The organism is Paraburkholderia sp. 32 (assembly GCF_050435345.1).
GTDB lineage: Bacteria > Pseudomonadota > Gammaproteobacteria > Burkholderiales > Burkholderiaceae > Paraburkholderia > Paraburkholderia tuberum.
In genome coordinates, this window is record NZ_JBNDKD010000001.1 from 373,289 (window position 1) to 390,791 (window position 17,503).

Genomic DNA, 17,503 nt, shown 5'->3' on the forward strand with positions numbered 1-17,503 from the left:
CAGCAATGACATCGAACCCCGGCTTTGCGCGTCACCCCCGGGCAGCATGTTGCCGCAGCGCCGCCTGCGCGGCGCTTTCGGCGGCGACGCTGCTTGGCGGCTGCGAAGTCGGACCTGACTTCGCGCCACCCGGGCCGCCGCAGGTCAGCGGCTATACGCGGGAGCCGCTGCCGGAGCGAACCGTCGCGTCGGATGTCCACGGCGGCGAGGCGCAGCGCTTCGTGCAAGCTCTCGACATTCCGGGGCAATGGTGGACGCTATTCCACTCGGCTGCGCTGAACGCACTCGTAGAACGTGCGCTTGAGGCCAACCCGAGCCTGCAGGCGGCGCAGGCCACCCTTCGCGAGGCCAACGAAGCGCTTTACGCAGCACAAGGAGCGCTGTTCCCGACGGTGAGTGCGGACATCTCGACTGCTCGCGAGAAGATTTCGGGCTCGCCGTTCGGGATCTCGACCGCGGTGCCGGTCTTCAGGCTCAACAACGCCTCGGTGAGCGTCACCTACCTGCTCGATATCTGGGGCGGTACGCGCCGGCAGATCGAATCGCTCGCCGCGCAAGCCGAGTACGAACGCTTCGAACTCGAGGCGAGCTATCTGAGCTTGACGTCGAACGTCGCCACGGCCGCCGTACAGGAGGCTTCGTTGCGGGCGCAGATTGCAGCCACGGAGGAGATCGTCGACATCGAGACGCAGCAACTCGCGGGATTGAAACGGCAATTCGCGATCGGCGCCGTCGCCAATGCGGCGGTACTCGCGCAGGCGGCCACGCTGGCGCAAACACGCGCGCAGTTGCCGCCGCTGCAAAAGCAACTGGCGCTGACCCGCAATCAGCTCACGGCCTATCTTGGCCGCTTCCCGAGTGACGAGCTGGTCGAGACGTTTGATCTCGCGTCGCTGCAGTTGCCCGACACGTTGCCGGTCAGCCTGCCGTCGACACTCGTCGAGCAGCGTCCGGACATTCGCGCGTCGAAAGCGCAACTGCACGCCGCAAGCGCAGAGATCGGCGTCGCCACCGCCAATATGTTGCCGCAACTCACGCTCAGCGCCGCCTATGGCAGTGAGACCAACGATGCGCTGTTTTCGCCGGGAAGCGCGATCTGGAACCTGGGAGCGGGACTCACGCAGCCCCTCTTCGAAGGTGGAACGTTGCTGCACCGGCGCCGCGCCGCAATTGACGCTTTCGATGCAGCAGCGGCGCAGTATCGCAACACCGTCATCTCGGCGTTTCAGAACGTGGCTGATGCGTTGCGAGCGCTGCAATCAGATGCGGACGCAGTGGTGGCCGAGGCAGCAGCCGAGCGGGCGGCGGCGGACAGCCTCGCTGTGTCCCAGCGCGAGTTCCACGTTGGCGCGATCAGCTATCTTGCGCTGCTCGACGCGCAGCGGACGTACCAGCAGGCCCGCATCAGCCTCGTCCAGAATCAGGCCACCCGGTATTCCGATACCGTCGCACTCTTTCAGGCTGTCGGCGGCGGTTGGTGGAACCGCAGCGATGTGGTGCGTAACCGCGGCTAATGATCCTCATCGCGGGCATGCCCTTCCGTCGCCCGGAACCATGCGGCACAGTCATGGTCCTGGCAAGCCATTCCGGACCGCTCGGATTGACATCCTGTCGGCTCGCAAGCAGACCGTGGCAAATCTGGTTCGAGTGGTTCAGAGTGGCCGTAAGTGGAGGGTCGACCTTCTCTATAGCGGCCGTTCGCTGCCACGCAAGATCATGGCTTCTCGAATGGCCGGATTGGCCGATTATGCAAAGCTCGTGATTATGCAAAGTTGCCGCGGAAAACCGCAAAAGTCGCGGAACACACAGAAAGCCTGACGTTCTGCAACGGGGCGCCGGGTGCGTTCCAAGGCAGCGCCCACCTCTCGGAAGATTGGACGCATCACCGCCGACAAAACGCAAATTGTGGCGCCCAGTGAAAGCCGAAGCAGGAACGCCATGCTCACCGCACGGCGATCCGGGAATCAAGCCTCAATCGGCGTTTGTGCCATCAAACTCCACGAGTTCAACCCAGTTCGCGCCCTTGCCGACCGGATACTGTCCGATCGCACTCAGCTTGCCAGTCTTGCGATCGATGTTGTAAACGCTAAGGCTCGTCGATAATTGCCCGACAGCCAGCAAGTACTTGCCGGACGGATCGATATTGAATCCACGCGGTTGCTTTTCCGTCTGGTATGTACCGATACGCGTCAGCTTGCCAGAGGCAGCGTTCACCTTGTACGCCGCGAGCGTGCTCGATGTGCGCTCCGATGCAAACAGGAATCGCCCGTCCGGGGTCAGGTGGAGATCGGCCCCCCATGGCTTGTCGCCGGAGAAATCGGGCGGCAGGATCGAGACCGTTTCGACCGGCTTGACGGTGTCGCGGGTGCTATCGAAGGCGAGTACGTGCAGCTTGCCGTCGAGTTCATCAATCAGGTACGTGAAGCGATGATCCGGCGAGAATACGAAGTGACGTGGTCCCGATTTCGGCGGCAACGAATAGGCGGGCGCGGTGTCCTCGGTCAACTGCCCATTCGAGGCGTCGAACTTGAGACGAAGCCAGGCATCCGCGCCGAGAACCGACGCGAATACGAAACGGTTGTCCGGAGCGTTGCGGATCGCATGAGCCATCGGGCCGGTCTTGACGGTCTGCTGTACGTTGCCGACCACACCATCCGCGCCGATCTGGTTCACCGCCAGAAGGTTGCCGCCATATGACGCGGAAAAGAGGTAACGGCCGTTTGCGTCCGTCGAGATATACGCCATGCTATCCGCAAGCGGCGCCCTGCCGAGTTCGAGCAGCCGGCCATCGAGCGGATTGACCGCAAAGCTCACCACGCGATAAGGCTTCGAACGCAGTCCTGCGTAGAGCCGAAGGTGATCCGGCGAAAACGCCATCGGCATCACCGTTGCACCGACGGACACAGTCTCCACGGGCGCAAGCGAGCCGTTCGACTTGTCGAGACTGAAAACCGAGATATCCTGACTATCTGCATTCGATACATATGCGTACGTCGCGGCCTGTGACACGCAGGAGAGGGAAGCACCGGCAATCAGAATTGCGGTGGCGCCCAGCACGCCTTTAACGTTCATGTTCATACCCCAGTTAGAAATGGTTTAGATTGTCTGAATCGACCAGCGCTTTGCGTCGGTCAATCGGAGCTTCTATTGCGCGGCGAGGCGGAATGCCGAGACTGCATTCGTCATTGACTGCGCCTGCTGTTCGAGCGCGCTCGCGGCAGCGGCGGCTTCTTCGACGAGTGCCGCATTCTGTTGAGTCACCTGGTCCATCTGCGTAACCGCCTGGCCGACCTGCTCGATGCCCGTGCTCTGCTCGATCGTTGCTGCCTTGATTTCATTCATGATGGTGGCCACGCCGCGCACGGCGCTAACAATCTGCTTCATCGACTGACCCGCCTGCGCGACCAGGCTATTGCCGTTAGCCACGTCCTCGACCGAGGCGCCGATCAAGGCCTTGATCTCTCGGGCGGCGTCCGCGCTGCGCAGAGCTAGACTGCGAACTTCGCTTGCGACAACGGCGAAGCCGCGTCCCTGCTCACCGGCCCGTGCCGATTCGACCGCCGCATTCAGCGCAAGAATATTGGTCTGAAATGCGATGCTGTCGATCATCCCGGTGATCTCGGCGATCCTACGCGAACTCTGGCTGATTGAATTCATTGTCTCGATGGCGCGCTCGACCACTTCGCCGCCCTGCTCGGCGACATCGGCTGCGCTCGAAGCCTGTGCACTTGCCTGCTGCGCGTTATCCGCGTTCTGTTTGACGGTGGACGTCAATTGCTCCATGCTGGCCGCGGTTTCTTCCAGTGCCGCTGATTGCTGCTCTGTGCGGCTCGACAGATCCACATTGCCCGCGGCAATCTCGCGCGCGCCGCCGTAAATGGCCTCGCAACTGTTGCGCACGTTCGCCACTGTCTGAGCCAACCCACGCTGCATCCGCTGCATCGCCGCGAATAGCTGACCGATCTCGTTGCCGCTCGCCTCGGGGATGCGCGCTGTCAGATCATTCGCCGCGATTCGATCGAGCAGATTGGCGGCGTCGTTCAGCGGAGTCGTCACGATGCGCCGCAGCGCGAAATGCGCAGCGACGATCAGGACCAGCGCCGCGCTCACTCCGAAAATGACCAGGCTGACGACCCACGTATATTCGCGATCGAGCTGCGCGATGGCATCGTTCGACAACGTGTTAGCGATGCTCTGGAATTTCTCGACATTCACCGAATACGCCACACCGGTTGACGTAATGTCGTGATCGTTGATAGCGGCGTAGGCGTTCGTATCGCCGGCACGCAGAGCATCGGAGGCTTTCTTCAGAATCGCGGCGAGGTTGACTGACGATTCGATCAACTGCTGCTTCAACCCGTCGTCCCGGCCACGAAAAACGGCGGCGCTTCGAAACGACTCGGTTTCCGCAGCCGCCCGGTTCATCGTCGTTTCGGCGCTCTTCAATGCCGAGTCTCGCGTCGTCTCGTCGTTGCGCTCCTTTAGAGCTGAGTAGGCTCGTGTCAACGCGGCTCGAGTGCGTGTGGAGTCCTTGTATGCGTCGTTGACGAGAATTTCCTGCGTCGCAATCTGATGGATGCGGTTGAGATTGGCATTCGCGCGGCTGAGCGTGGCGACACCGATCACGCCGCCCAGCAAAATCATCGCCGCAAAGATCAGGAAGACAGTCAGGAGACTATTTCGAACCGATACGTTTCTCATGCTACTTTTCAACCCGGTGTTGTACGATGACCTGTTTATCGGCAGATTCCGCGATCTCTTTAGAAAATGGGCATGCAGATAGGCTTTATGCCGGGACATCAGACTTCTGGTGGGGCGCTTCAAGGGTCTTCGTTGCCCCCGTGCGGCGCTTTGACCAGCGGACCGATGACAGTGCGACCCTCCGCGTGACACCTTGAAACCCGCTCGCCCGGGTATTGGGAGGATTGACAGGCTCAGAGATGGGAAAACTTCTTCAGATACCGTCCTCAACTAACGTATGCAGTTCGTGGGAAACTGCAATGGCGATAGTCAAATACTCGTTCTCTCGTACCTGCGCAATTGCTACGCCTGATTCGCCTCGCCAAATCGACGCGAAGGGTTGCCCTGCCGATACAGGTAGCTTATAAGCCGAGATGCGCCGTATCCCTTCGCCACTCGGCGCGCTTTTCAGCCCACCATTTAGCGCTTATCGAATCAGGATTTCATAGCCGACATGCGAAACGCGCCATACATCAAAAGCCGATTGCTGATCGTCGCGGCGTTCGCATTGCCAGCGTTCGTGTTCACCAGCGGCTGTAAGTCCACGGTGACGCCGCCCTTGACAGCGCCGGGGAAGATCGCCGCTGACGACGCTGCGCTCGCCGCCCGGGTGAAGCAGGCGCTCGTCGCGAACCCCGAACTGAGATCCTTGCCGATGAGCGTCGCGACGTATCGAGGCGTCGTGCAGTTGTCAGGATACGTGGATTCGGAGGCACAGATTCAGAAAGCGCTTGCCGTGACGCGCGGCGTGCCGGGGGTGCAATCCGTGAGCAACGATCTGCACCTCAGGCCGCAATGACGCGCGTTTGCCGGAAAACAGATGAACCAGGCGCGGACGACCTGGACGAACATCGACAGATCGTTCGGATCGAGCGCGATATTTATCCAGGAAAGCTCAAACTTCCAGGTTATCGATCAGTCGCGTGTTTCCGAGGCCCGCAGCCGCGACGACAACGAGCTTGCCCGCATCCACCTCCTGTGCGACTGGAGACCGCAAGTTGACCTGCTTGCGCACCGCTCCCGTAGCCGACAGCGGGGAGTATACATAAATGAATGTCGTATACCAATATGAACGCGCAGGGACCAACAATGGCACGGCGCCTACGGGCGAAGCGCCCGCCCCGCCTCGTCTCAGAGCGGCGCTCCCCTCGACACGTCGAGAAATCCCCCGGTCTGGAGTTTCTCGAAGATCACCTCTACGGCCATTTCGGGAGAAACGGTCAGAGTGTTGATGTGGATCTCAGGATTCCGCGGCATCTCGTAGGGCGAATCGATGCCTGTGAAGTTCTTCAACTCGCCGCTACGCGCTTTCTTGTAAAGTCCTTTCGGATCGCGCTCCTCGGCCACTTCGAGTGGCGTGTCGATGAAGACCTCGATAAATTCACCCTCCTCCATCAGTTCGCGTGCCAGGGCGCGCTCCGCGCGAAACGGCGAAATGAATGCGGTAATGACGATCACGCCCGCATCTGCCATCAATTTCGCCACCTCGGCAATGCGTCGGATATTTTCCACCCGGTCCTCGGCCGTGAATCCGAGATCCTTGTTCAACCCGTGACGAACATTGTCTCCGTCGAGCAGATAGGTTCGCTTGCCCATCGCGTGCAAACGCTTCTCGAGCAGATTTGCAATTGTCGATTTTCCCGCACCTGAAAGCCCTGTCAGCCATACAACGCCGCTCTGGTGCCCGTTCAGCACCCGCCGCGCGCGTTTGTCTACCTCCAGCGTCTGCCAGCGAATATTGTTCGCACGGCGCAATGCGAAGCGCAGCATACCGGCACCGACCGTGCTGTTGGTCATGCGGTCAATGACTATGAAACCGCCCGTCTCGTGGTTTTGCTCGTACGGATCGAAAGCAATCGCGCGATCAAACTCCAGTTCCGCGACACCGATCTCGTTCAAGGCGAGAGTCTCACTCGCCACGCGGTCAAGCGTATCGACATTCAGCTTGTATTTGAGCGGTAATATCGTTGCCGTGACGGTCCGGGTGCCAATTTTCAGCAAGTAACTGCGCCCCCGGAGCATGGGTTGGTCGCTCATCCACACGAGCGTTGCTTCGAACTGGTCGGCAACCTGCGCGGGCGAATCGGCCGTTGAAATCAGATCTCCACGACAGACATCCACTTCGTCGGCGAGCAGCAGCGTCACGGACTGTTCCGCGAAGGCCTCGTCAAGATCGCCGTCCGCCGTCACGATTCTTGCGACAGTGCTTTCCCGTCCTGATGGCTGTACCTGTATACGCTGCCCGACACGCACCACACCGGATGCAATAGTGCCTGCAAACCCACGGAAATCAAGATTGGGGCGGTTGACCCACTGCACTGGGAAACGGAACGGCTGCGCCTGCAAATGCGTTTCGTCGATCTCGACAGTCTCGAGGTGACGCATCAAGGACGGCCCTTCGTACCACGACGTCTTCGTGCTCCTTTCAACAACGTTGTCGCCATTTACGCCCGAAATCGGCATTGCAGTCACACCAGGGATGCCAATCTTTCTGGCGAATTCGCAATACTCACGAGAAATTTCGTCGAATCGTTCACGCGAGTACTCGACCAGGTCCATCTTATTGACCGCGAGAACAACGTTGCGAATGCCGATCAACGACACCAGATAGCTGTGCCGCCGCGTTTGCTGCAAAATGCCCTTGCGAGCATCGACCAGAATGATGGCAAGATCGGCCGTAGAAGCACCCGTTATCATGTTGCGGGTGTATTGCTCATGCCCGGGCGTATCAGCAACGATGAACTTGCGCCGGTCGGTCGAGAAAAACCGGTAGGCGACGTCGATGGTGATGCCCTGCTCGCGCTCCGCAGCGAGACCGTCCAGCAGCAGCGCGTAGTCTATTTCCCCGCCACGCGTACCGACCTTTTTCGAATCGGCTTCGAGCGCGGCAAGCTGGTCCTCGAACAGCATTCTGGATTCGTAGAGTAATCGGCCGATCAACGTGCTTTTGCCGTCATCCACGCTCCCGCATGTAATGAAACGCAGAAGACTCTTTCTTTCGTGCTGCTTCAGGTACCGTTCAATATCGGTCCCGATCAGCTCAGAGACGTATGCCATCAGAAGTACCCCTCCTGTTTCTTCCTCTCCATGGACGCGGCGCCGTCATGATCGATCACGCGCCCCTGCCGCTCGGAGGTCGTCGTCAAGAGCATTTCCTGGATGATTTGCGGCAATGTCGTTGCGTTCGACTCGACTGCACCGGTAAGCGGATAGCAACCAAGCGTGCGAAAGCGCACCATTTTCTCCTCTACTTTCTCGTGCGGCTTGAGTGGCATGCGCTCGTCATCCACCATCACCAGCATGCCGTCCCGATTCACCACGGGCCGCCTCGCCGCGAAATAGAGTGGCACGATGGAGATGTTCTCGAGGTAGATGTACTGCCAGATGTCCAGCTCGGTCCAGTTAGAGAGGGGAAACACGCGGATCGACTCGCCGTTGTTCTTTCGCGCGCTATATAGGCGCCATAGTTCGGGTCGCTGATTCTTGGGGTCCCACTGGTGGGTTGCCGTACGGAATGAAAAGATTCGCTCTTTCGCACGCGATTTCTCTTCGTCTCTGCGAGCGCCCCCGAAAGCGGCATCGAAGCCGTACTTGTCGAGCGCCTGCTTCAAGCCCTGGGTCTTCCACATGTCGGTGTGAACCTGCGAACCATGATCGAACGGGTTGATGCCCAGTTCTTTCGCTTCCGGATTCTGGTGAACGATCAGCTCCATTTCGGTCTCGCGAGCCATCCGGTCCCGCATCGCGTACATGTCGCGGAACTTCCAGGTGGTATCCACATGCAGAAGCGGAAACGGAGGGGGCGCCGGGTAAAAGGCCTTTTTTGCCAGGTGGAGCATGCAGGCGCTGTCCTTGCCGATCGAGTAAAGCATCACTGGGCGATTTGCCTCAGCGACGATTTCCCGCATGATATGAATGCTCTCGGCTTCAAGTCGCCGCAAATGAGTCAACGTCGGCATGGCACATCCTTTACAAAGCAGAGTCACAGCGCGGCCGCGATGGCGGCCAGCATCGATTCGGCGATCTCTCGTCGACATATGAGTAAATCGGGCATCCAGACGTCTACTCCGTTATAGATGCACGGGTTCCCGTCTATGCGGCTGGCGTGAAGGCCAGCCGCGAGCGCGACGCCTACTGGAGCGCACGAATCCCACTCGTATTGACCGCCTGCGTGCAGATACGCGTGAGCCTCGCCACGCAGTACCGCCATTGCCTTTGCGCCTGCCGAGCCCATGGGGACAAGTTCAGCATTCAGTCGCTGGGCGACCCTCAGCGCCAGTTCCGGAGCGCGGGAACGGCTCACCAGAATTTTCAGGCGCCCTTCGGGCGCTGGCGGCAACTCCGGCGGCGATAACGTTCCGAATGTGACCCCACAGGCCGGAAGCGCCACAGCGCAAGCGCGGGGTTCGCCGCAAACCGTCAGTGCCACATGGACCGCCCAGTCCTCGCGCCCCTCGTGTCGTTCGCCATACTCGCGCGTGCCATCGAGCGGGTCGATGATCCATACACGATCGAGAGCTAGCCGCTTTGGATCCGGCGCCGATTCTTCCGACAGAAAGCCGTCATCTGGTCGGGTGCGAGCGAGAATGTCTGCAATCAGCTCGTTCGCCGTGGCATCGCCGACTGCGCCCAACGGTTTGCCCGCAAGCACGGCCGACGCGCGCATCGCGTTCAAGGCGCCGCCGGCCGCCGTAGCGATGTGCACTGCGAGACGGTGATCATCGTCAACCGGAAGCGCCGTGCTGACAGCGTTCATTGGACCGCTCCATTGCGAGGCACCTGTTCCATCGCAGCGAGACCGGCAGGGGTGTACCAGATATGCTCGATATAGTGTCCGAGCGTCCCCCGGTGATCCGTATAGAAGTACCGGGCGGAACCACGGGACTGGCCGTCGATGACGATGGGCACGCCCGCGGCAGCCATTTGCTCACGCTGTGTTTCGAATGCCGCTTCGCTCTCGATCAGCTGCGCTATGTGATGATGGCGAATCGCGAAGCCGTCTCGCGGCAGGGCATCGCGATACACGCGGTCGTCGCCGCACAGCGGCTCGATCAGTTCCAGCTGAAGCGACCCGACGAACGCGAGCGCGATGTTCAGCTTGCAGCGACGTCCCGCGATGGACTCTATTTCAATACCCGGCAAGCGCGCCCACGTCGGCACCTTCTGTTCTCTGCGAAAGCGCTCAATTGCCTCGTCCACATCGGTGGTGACGTACGCGATCTGCAGAAAGCCGGAAAACGGAGAAAGCGACGGCGTTTTCATCAGTGCAGTCCATAGGTGGTCATATAGCGGGAGAAGCGCTCCCTGATCGCTGCCGGTGCAAGGCCGAATTCGTCCTGCGTATATCGATGCGCGCCATAAGCGCGTTCGGGACTCTGCTTGACGCGTCGGCGCATCGCTTCCATCGTTTCGGCGGTCAGTCCGAAGCCGAAGTGGCCGTAGATACGCGTCATGGTGCCAATCGGATCGGCGTGGAAGTCGGCCTGCCTGATATCGAGGAACTGCCGGTTCGGCAAGGACGCGCGCGCCGCAATTGCCGCTTCGCTGGCGCGCGCCCAGTTATCCAGTTCGCGCCTGCCGATCTCGTGCCTGTCGACCTGCTCGCCCTCAGAAATCCGACGCGCCATCGCCAGCACGCTCGCGAGCGAAGGCAGCGCCGCCACCGGATCTCGATGTGTCTGTACCACGCATGCATCGGGAAAGACCTCGAACAGCGCGGGTAACTGCATCAGGTGTCCGGGATTCTTCAGGAGCCACGTCTTTTCGCTGTCGCGCGCACCGATGAGACTGATCGTCTTTGCCAGGTAACGATATGCAGGCAATTCGCTCTGTTCACGCCACCAGCGATCGTATTGAGGTACACGGAACGACGAGCCCCACAGATTGCTGCAAAAGCCCTGCTTGAGTATTTCGAGGCATTCATCTACCTCGTCAGCCACGATATTGTGTGCCGCGCGCATCTCTGGCGCTGACCTGAAAAAGGCCTCGAGCCCGGCCGCGGTCGCCTGGAACTGAACATGGCTGGTCCACGTATCGCGCGGAGGCCGCGGCTGCGGAAACACGGTCAGCCATTTTTCCAAACCCTGAAATTGTGGATCAACCGAAAGCAGCTTGTGCAGTGCGGTCGTACCGGTTCTCGGTATGCCAGTGATGACGAGTGGGCGCCGCGGCGTCCGCGACAACACATCGGCGTGCTTGCGCAGCCCCTCTACCATCGTCAGGCGCGAAACCAAAGCACCGACAACAGCGTTCCACGCAAATTCCCGTCCGCCCGGCGCGAAGCGCGGACCATCTTCGTCGAGCGCGTTCAAAAGCTGTGTCAGGCCCGGCCTGTACTCAGCGCTGGAGCCGAAATCCGTCAGGCCAGCGGCAGCACTCGCGCTCGCGTGAAGTTCGTCCTCCGCACCCGTGAATCGTTTCGATACTGACATCTGTCGTCTCCCGAACCATTCTTGTCGCTACCACCGCCGTCTCAACTGCGCACCTATGCGTCTCTCGCGCAGAAGTCTGCCGCGCTCGCTCGCGTCTATGAAGCGAGTTCCTGCCGGCAAGTGATTGCGCAACTCGCAAAGCGGCACACGTTTGAGTGTCGGAACTGGTTCCGAGCTACACCCATACCATCTGCCTATCGCAGTCCCACGATTGACGCCGCATGTATCCAGCCAGTTCAGGACACCGGGATCGCGATGAGCAATCACCGCGCGAAAATGGCCGTCGTCGTCGACGTGTGCCTGATGCCCATTGAGGCTGCTTTGGTGATCGATATAGTCAAGCGCGTTGAACAGTGTGTCGTTCAATTGCACGTTCCAGTAGCGGCGCGTCTGCGGCAGCGCGGTTTCGAGAATGAGCGCTTCGTCATCACCGAAATCGAAAATGGCCTGCCAGTACGCCTGCTTCGCGAGCCCACCGCCGAAAGCGAAAAACTCGAACTCGTTCACCTTGATTCGCGTGCGCAGTTGCTGCATATGTGTAAGCCAGCGACGTGACAAACGCTCCGCGTAGCCCATCAACTCGCCGGTACGCCTCGCGATCTCCTCGTGGCCCATCGACGGCTTCAACAGCGGGGCATCGAGGCACTCGATAGCGATTCGCGCGTCGCGTTCCCTTTTCCATGCATACGAGCGCTGGCGCAGCATGGCGAAGTCAGCCTCGCGATGCAGTTCGATCCAGTTGCCGTCGTACCCGGCAGGACGCTGCGCGCTCAACAAAATTTCGAAGCTGCCGTCATCGCCAATTTCTACGTCGTCGAGGTCGAACTGACCGAGCGGCGGATGGGCTTCATCGGTAGTGCCCATGATCCCGCGGCCGAAGTCGAGCGTCAGCAAATACACGCTGCCGCGCTCTCCGACTATCCGGTATCGCAGGTCTCCTCGCAACGGTGCGACGAAATAGGTATCGTCGGGATTCGGCTGCAGCATGAAGACTGAGTTAAGGAAGGGCAGCCAGTCAGGATGAAACGGATCGGATTGGAAGTAGATGAAGTAGGCCAGCGAAAGATTCATCTGAAACTGCCGATACAGCTCCGCGCGCGTTTGAGGATCGCTGGGTGTTTCAGTCAATTCGAGCAGACTGTCCGCGGTTGCCAACTGGGAGAGATAGTCGCGCCAGGATTTCAGCTCAGCCATGGATTCACCATTACCTTGCAGTGCGTCGAGCGATTGCGCAGAGCCTCAAACATCTCGGGTAACGCGTCGAGAGAGACGCGATCCGTGATCATCGCGCGCGGTTCGACACAGCCCGCGTCGAACACGTTAGCGACATGAGTGAACTCTTGCATACTGTAGGTGACAGCGAACTGAATTCGCACTTCCTTCCACACCGCTACTGCCGGGATAAATTGATCTGGCACCGTGCAGAAGCCGAGCACTACGACGTCACCCCGCGGCTTGACGCAATGAATCGCCTTCGCAATCAGATCCTTTTGCCCTGCGCATTCGAAAACGACGTCTGGTGAACCCTTAAGAGCTTCGCCAGCCAGCGCCGCCAGATCCTGCCCCTCCTCCGGAACTACGAACTCGTCCGCACCCATGTGCCGCGCAAGCGCTTCGCGGCGCAGTGAGGAAGCGGTGACGACGATGCGTCCGGCGCCGAGGCGGCGGGCCCAGAACGTCGCCGCGAGCCCGACGGGACCCGCGCCAATCACGAGCGCTTTCGCACCCGGCGTGAGTTTTGCCAACGCAACGCCGTGCAAGCCAACCGCCATTGGTTCGATCAGTGCGCCGTCCTCCATGCTCAGCGTCTTCGGGAGCCTGGTCGTTACGCGCTCGGTCACGACTGCATACTGAGCGAAGCCGGCGGCGGCGCCCTTGAAATGCGCGCAAAAGTTGGGCTTGCCGGATAGACAAGTCGCGCAGTGCCCGCATCCGACGAACGGCAGTGCGGTAACTGGGTCGCCAACCTTCAGCTTCTCTACACCCTTTCCCAGGGCAATCACCTCGCCAGCGAATTCGTGTCCAAGTGTTGAATTTTCTGGAAGCGTGAAATGCGGAGCGTGCCCATCCGTCATGTGAAGATCCGATCCGCAAATACCGCAGCGGTGAATCTTTAGCACGACTTCTCCGGCTGCTGGACTGGGATCGGCAACACTCCTAACTTCCAGCGGCAAACCTACCCTCGTGAAATACGCGGCCCTCATCGCTCGGATCTCCGTTTGGCGTGAATGTCCTGCTCGTCACCAACATCTGTAAATCTACTTTACTGGGAAAGTATCTCGGTTAATCCAGGTGTTTGTACCGAGCGAGCACGAGAAGACAGCGCTCCAATGCGTTGCCGCGGAGCTATCGCTCGGCAAGATACCGTTGTGGGGGAGTGGTGATTGCCACCGGATGCGTCGGAGGCAACAAAAGACGCAGAAGAAGGCCCGCTAAGAACGCGGGCCTGTGACTGGTCTTGCGTCTTGCGCGCTTGTTGCCAGCCGAGATGGCGATGAGTTAGGCGTTGCTATCGAGACGGTGAGCACCGCAACTATGTCAGGCGCGCTCGGCACTCCGACGTGCGGCCTCTGCGTCCGCGAACAGATGCAGTTCCCGCAACAAAATCGACAGTGCCGCTCGCCGCTCAGGCGTCATATGACTGGATGCCACCCAGTCGGTGCCATACGTCCCCTCATGGAGAATGTTCGTTAAAACCTTGCGCGCCCGTGACTTCATTCGCACGAGAATTCCACGCCCATCCGCCGGATCCGGCAAGCGCTCCACCAAGCCGATCTGCTCAAGTCTGCTGACGCACTTGGTGATGCCGCCGAGCGTCATCGCCAGCGGTTTTTGCAGCTGCGTTGGAGACTGGGTATAAGGCGGCCCTGAAACCAGCAGCGCGTCCAATAGCAATAGTTCGGCTGCCAGCAGGCCCTGACTCGCAGCGGCTTCCTTGAGCGCCCGGTCGATGTGCGCAGATAGCCGTAGAAGTCGTTGCCCGATCAGATAGATGTTCGCGTCCTCCGCTGGCCACTCGCGCGCCCACACTGCGGCCTGTTGGTCCAACGCATCGCCATCTTCGGGGCATGCTGACTTCTGCAACGCTACGCATTCCGTCAGGAATTGTGCTTCAGCCTGAGAACGTCTCGAATAGAACGCCTCGCCATTGTCATCGACAGCAACATCGATCCAGCCGGCCTCGTCAAGCGCATTCAGGTGACGCGTCACCCCCGCACGTGACATGTTCAGTTCACGCGCCAATGCGGCTGCGCTTTGCGCCCCCTTGCTCAGCAGCGCCAACAGTTGTCGTCTGGAAGCGTCCGCTAATGCGGCAAAAAGCGAATCTGCGGCCTTGCGAGCAGTCATGCCATCATCGATCGGTGGAGACCCTCGCCTCTCGGATCGCAAAAACGCGTGCCGAGCAAAGGGGCGATTGGCATGAACCGCAATTCGACGGCCATGCCAATGCCAGACAGGTGCCGTTTCCTGTAACGCGGGTCAAATTCGGCCCCGCTAAGTTACCAGAAAGCCAGGAAAGCACAGCGAAAAGTGACGCTTTGCTGCCCGACGTACCCCGCCCGATACGGTGGCTATTGCTGGACCAGTTCGTACGCCGCAAGCGCCGCAATCTGCGTCACGCCACCGTCCACGGGTAAGCACGTGCCGGTAATGAATCGCGATTCGTCGCTGGCGAGAAACAGCGCGGCGGCCGCGACGTCCCATGCATCTCCCTCCAATGGGAGGGGCGCGATCTTGCGGCGCCGTTCGCGAGCCTTATCGTCAAGCATGCTTTCCACCATTGGCGTAAAAATATGCCCCGGAGCAATCGCGTTGGCACGAACCTGATCGCGGCCGTACATCACCGCGAGTTCACGCGTAAAGCCGACCATTCCCGCCTTTGACGAGCCATACGCGGCCGACCCGTGGCTGCGGATGCCTGCGACCGAACCGATGTTGACGATGGCCCCGCCCCCGCGCGCCACGATCTTCGGCACCGCACTTCGGCTCATCAAGAACGCACTTTTCAGATTGACGTCGATCACACGGTCCCAGGACGCTTCGTCGACGTCCTGCAATCTCCCCGGCGCGCCTGAGATACCGACGTTGTTGATGAGAATGTCCAGACCTCCATACCGCTGAACGGTCTCTTCGACAATGCGCGCACAGACAGCGCCGTCCGTGACATCGCCGGTCGATACGAACGCTCGGCCGCCCGCTTCCGTGATCAGCGCGAGCGTTTCCGCCGCCCGCTCGTACTGCTGATCGACGAGACAGACGGACGCGCCCTCCGCCGCAAAAAGGCAGGCAATGGCCTTGCCCGTGCCAAAACCCCGACCGAGCGATCCTGCGCCGGTCACGATCGCGATCTTGCCGCTTAAACGTTGATGAAAGATTTTCGGAACAGGCATGCTGTAATCGGTCGATGAAAGTCGATTGTCATCTTGAACGTTCGAGCGAGCACTTGCACGTTCACGTTCAAGCCATAACTCGCCAGGAGGCTGCCGATGGTCGAGCTTAGTCTCGCGAGGCCAATAATGCAACATATGGTTGCATTATTGGCCTGGATCATGTCGATTCGCGCACCGTGCCGTGATCCAACAATGCCGCGCCAAAGCGTGCCGCATACGCGGTGTTCACTGCTTCGGTCTGGAAGCGGGTTTCGTTAATCGCAAAGATGAAGTATCCATACGCGAGATCGCGTCGATAGTCGTTCCACGCTTCGTCGAAATCGGGCGCCTCGACCCCGCCAATCGCCAGTTGCGAAAGATAGTGTTCGAGCAGCGACCGCTCCCATGAGCGACGGTCCTCGATATCGAGTGCGCACCCTATGTGATAGGCAACCTCGAGGCTCCAAGGCGCCCGACTGACCTGGGCATCGAAAAAACCGGGCGTCCCGTCAGCTTCGACGTACAGATTTCCCAGATGCGTATCGCCGTGAATAAGGCATACCGGTTTGCTCTTATGTTCGCGCGCAATGCGCGCGAGAGATGCCATCATCCAGTCCCGATCGTGCAGATACCGGCTTACTGCCGCTCCTCTCGGCAGCGATATGTAGTGGGCCCAGACGTCCGGTTCGAGGTATCGGTTCTGGTATTCCAGCGACCAGTCCGAAAAGCGCTCTCCCACCCATTCGAGCCGACCGCCCTTGTCGAACTCCCGGCTGTTCCATGTTTGCGCGTGATAGCGCGCCATCGCACTCAACCGTAGGGCGACTTGTTCGTAGCCCTGCGATTGCTGGGCACGGCAAAACTGAACGTTACGCTCGCGCAGGTCTTCCATCACGACGACCGATTGCCAGGCGTCAGGATCCGTGCCTGCAAAAAAGCATCCAGGCGCGTTCATGTTGATGAACGGTAGAACGTCGCGATAAAACCGCATTTCGTTGCGATACATGTCTCTCATCGAAGGACTGTGATCCTCGAAACCGCCCTTGACGATCATGCGCGCCGGCAGCGCCATTGCCTGTCCCGCGTCGTTGTACTCGAGTGCGACGCGTACCTTGGTCGACGTACCCGGCAATACCTCCACGTGCCGGCACGAAGTTACTTCGGCGCCGGGAAAGCGGAACGCGATCGCGGAGGTTAGCCACTTTGCGGTCACTTCCTCAACAGCGACAGGCAACGGCATGTCACTTACCACACCAGATTCCGACAAGGTTCCTCCCGAAGATTGCAAACAAAAAGACGCGTGCGCATCGTCGCGCATACCTGCTCCCCATCGCAACATGGGGAAAACCACACCTTGCCTATCGTTGCATATTTTGAATGCCGTGCATATAGTTGCTTGCAAATGCAGCTACTTTTTTGGCAGGAAATCGATGAATCTATCCGACTCCGTCACGCTCGAGCGAGAACCGGCTGGCGCCGAACTCGCAAAGAGACTTGCGCCAGAGGAATACCGTACTGAAGATAGTGTCGCGTTCAAGATGAACCTGGTTCATCTTCTACTTGGCGCGGAAATCGACGGAAAGCTCGCTGCGAGCGAGCTTTCAGCAATACAGTGGGGAATCCTGAAAGCACTGTACGACGGACGTGCTCGCACACCTACTGCCTTGTGCCGGGTGCTGCTCGCTGACAGCAGCATCATGACCCGCAAGCTCGATTCGCTTGAAAAAAGAGGATTGATCGAACGAATTCGCAGCACTTCGGACCGACGCTGTGTCGAGCTCACACTGACTGAAAACGGCCGCCAGTTGTTGCGCGGAACCCTGCCGCACATCGTCGATGCAAGCAATCGGCAGCTTCGCGGCTTCACGGTCGAAGAAGTCCGAACCGTCAAACATTTACTCGATCGGATGATCGTCAATCTGAGCTGACTAGCGATAGCAAGCTCGGAATGGACCAGCGTCT

At 59.7% G+C, this 17,503-nt stretch carries 15 protein-coding genes; 3 read left to right on the top strand and 12 right to left on the bottom strand.

Annotated features, from left to right (window positions below):
* The first annotated feature begins 5 nt into the window (after nt 1-5).
* Entirely contained in the window at nt 6-1,514 is a 1,509-nt protein-coding gene (locus tag OKW26_RS01725; protein ID WP_429352468.1) for an efflux transporter outer membrane subunit, read from the top strand.
* A 457-nt stretch (nt 1,515-1,971) separates the two neighbouring features.
* Here OKW26_RS01725 and OKW26_RS01730 read toward each other — a convergent pair whose 3' ends face one another.
* Complete coding sequence (locus OKW26_RS01730) at nt 1,972-3,078, bottom strand: lactonase family protein (protein ID WP_429352469.1); 1,107 nt, start codon at nt 3,076-3,078, stop codon at nt 1,972-1,974.
* 66 nt (nt 3,079-3,144) lie between these two features.
* Nucleotides 3,145-4,701, bottom strand: a complete 1,557-nt coding sequence (locus OKW26_RS01735; RefSeq protein WP_429354161.1) for a methyl-accepting chemotaxis protein — start codon at nt 4,699-4,701, stop codon at nt 3,145-3,147.
* A 493-nt stretch (nt 4,702-5,194) separates the two neighbouring features.
* Between OKW26_RS01735 and OKW26_RS01740 the strand changes: the two genes are divergently transcribed.
* Entirely contained in the window at nt 5,195-5,539 is a 345-nt protein-coding gene (locus OKW26_RS01740) for a BON domain-containing protein (protein WP_090808886.1), read from the top strand.
* A 332-nt stretch (nt 5,540-5,871) separates the two neighbouring features.
* Here the strand turns inward: OKW26_RS01740 and cysN are convergent, their stop codons facing one another.
* The 10 genes from cysN to OKW26_RS01790 all read right to left on the bottom strand — a co-directional run bounded on the left by cysN (nt 5,872) and on the right by OKW26_RS01790 (nt 16,781).
* Nucleotides 5,872-7,797, bottom strand: coding sequence for a sulfate adenylyltransferase subunit CysN (gene cysN, locus OKW26_RS01745; RefSeq protein WP_429352470.1), 1,926 nt, complete (start codon nt 7,795-7,797; stop codon nt 5,872-5,874).
* Entirely contained in the window at nt 7,797-8,699 is a 903-nt protein-coding gene (gene cysD, locus OKW26_RS01750) for a sulfate adenylyltransferase subunit CysD (RefSeq protein ID WP_429352471.1), read from the bottom strand. The genes cysN and cysD overlap by 1 nt, the downstream gene beginning before the upstream one ends.
* Before the next feature lie 23 nt (nt 8,700-8,722).
* A complete protein-coding gene (locus OKW26_RS01755; RefSeq protein ID WP_429352472.1) occupies nt 8,723-9,496 on the bottom strand; it encodes a 3'(2'),5'-bisphosphate nucleotidase CysQ in 774 nt (257 codons plus the stop codon).
* On the bottom strand, nt 9,493-10,002 hold the full coding sequence (locus OKW26_RS01760; protein WP_184050336.1) for a VOC family protein: 510 nt from the start codon (nt 10,000-10,002) through the stop codon (nt 9,493-9,495). Before OKW26_RS01760 ends, OKW26_RS01755 begins: the two co-directional genes overlap by 4 nt.
* On the bottom strand, nt 10,002-11,051 hold the full coding sequence (locus tag OKW26_RS01765; protein ID WP_429352473.1) for a sulfotransferase family protein: 1,050 nt from the start codon (nt 11,049-11,051) through the stop codon (nt 10,002-10,004). The genes OKW26_RS01760 and OKW26_RS01765 overlap by 1 nt, the downstream gene beginning before the upstream one ends.
* A 147-nt stretch (nt 11,052-11,198) precedes the next feature.
* Entirely contained in the window at nt 11,199-12,365 is a 1,167-nt protein-coding gene (locus tag OKW26_RS01770; protein WP_429352474.1) for a DUF1214 domain-containing protein, read from the bottom strand.
* Nucleotides 12,353-13,291 carry an alcohol dehydrogenase catalytic domain-containing protein gene (locus tag OKW26_RS01775; protein WP_429352475.1) on the bottom strand — a complete coding sequence of 313 codons (939 nt, stop codon included), beginning with the start codon at nt 13,289-13,291 and terminating at the stop codon, nt 12,353-12,355. The genes OKW26_RS01770 and OKW26_RS01775 overlap by 13 nt, the downstream gene beginning before the upstream one ends.
* Nucleotides 13,292-13,709: 418 nt before the next feature.
* Nucleotides 13,710-14,519, bottom strand: a complete 810-nt coding sequence (locus OKW26_RS01780) for a MarR family transcriptional regulator (protein ID WP_429352476.1) — start codon at nt 14,517-14,519, stop codon at nt 13,710-13,712.
* A 224-nt stretch (nt 14,520-14,743) separates the two neighbouring features.
* Nucleotides 14,744-15,562, bottom strand: a complete 819-nt coding sequence (locus OKW26_RS01785; RefSeq protein ID WP_429352477.1) for an SDR family NAD(P)-dependent oxidoreductase — start codon at nt 15,560-15,562, stop codon at nt 14,744-14,746.
* Nucleotides 15,563-15,719: 157 nt separating this feature from the next.
* Nucleotides 15,720-16,781 carry a phosphotransferase gene (locus OKW26_RS01790; protein WP_429352478.1) on the bottom strand — a complete coding sequence of 354 codons (1,062 nt, stop codon included), beginning with the start codon at nt 16,779-16,781 and terminating at the stop codon, nt 15,720-15,722.
* Here OKW26_RS01790 and OKW26_RS01795 point away from each other — a divergent pair.
* On the top strand, nt 16,780-17,469 hold the full coding sequence (locus tag OKW26_RS01795) for a MarR family winged helix-turn-helix transcriptional regulator (protein WP_429352479.1): 690 nt from the start codon (nt 16,780-16,782) through the stop codon (nt 17,467-17,469). The two genes, OKW26_RS01790 and OKW26_RS01795, sit on opposite strands and share 2 nt — an antisense overlap.
* The last annotated feature ends 34 nt before the right edge of the window (nt 17,470-17,503 follow it).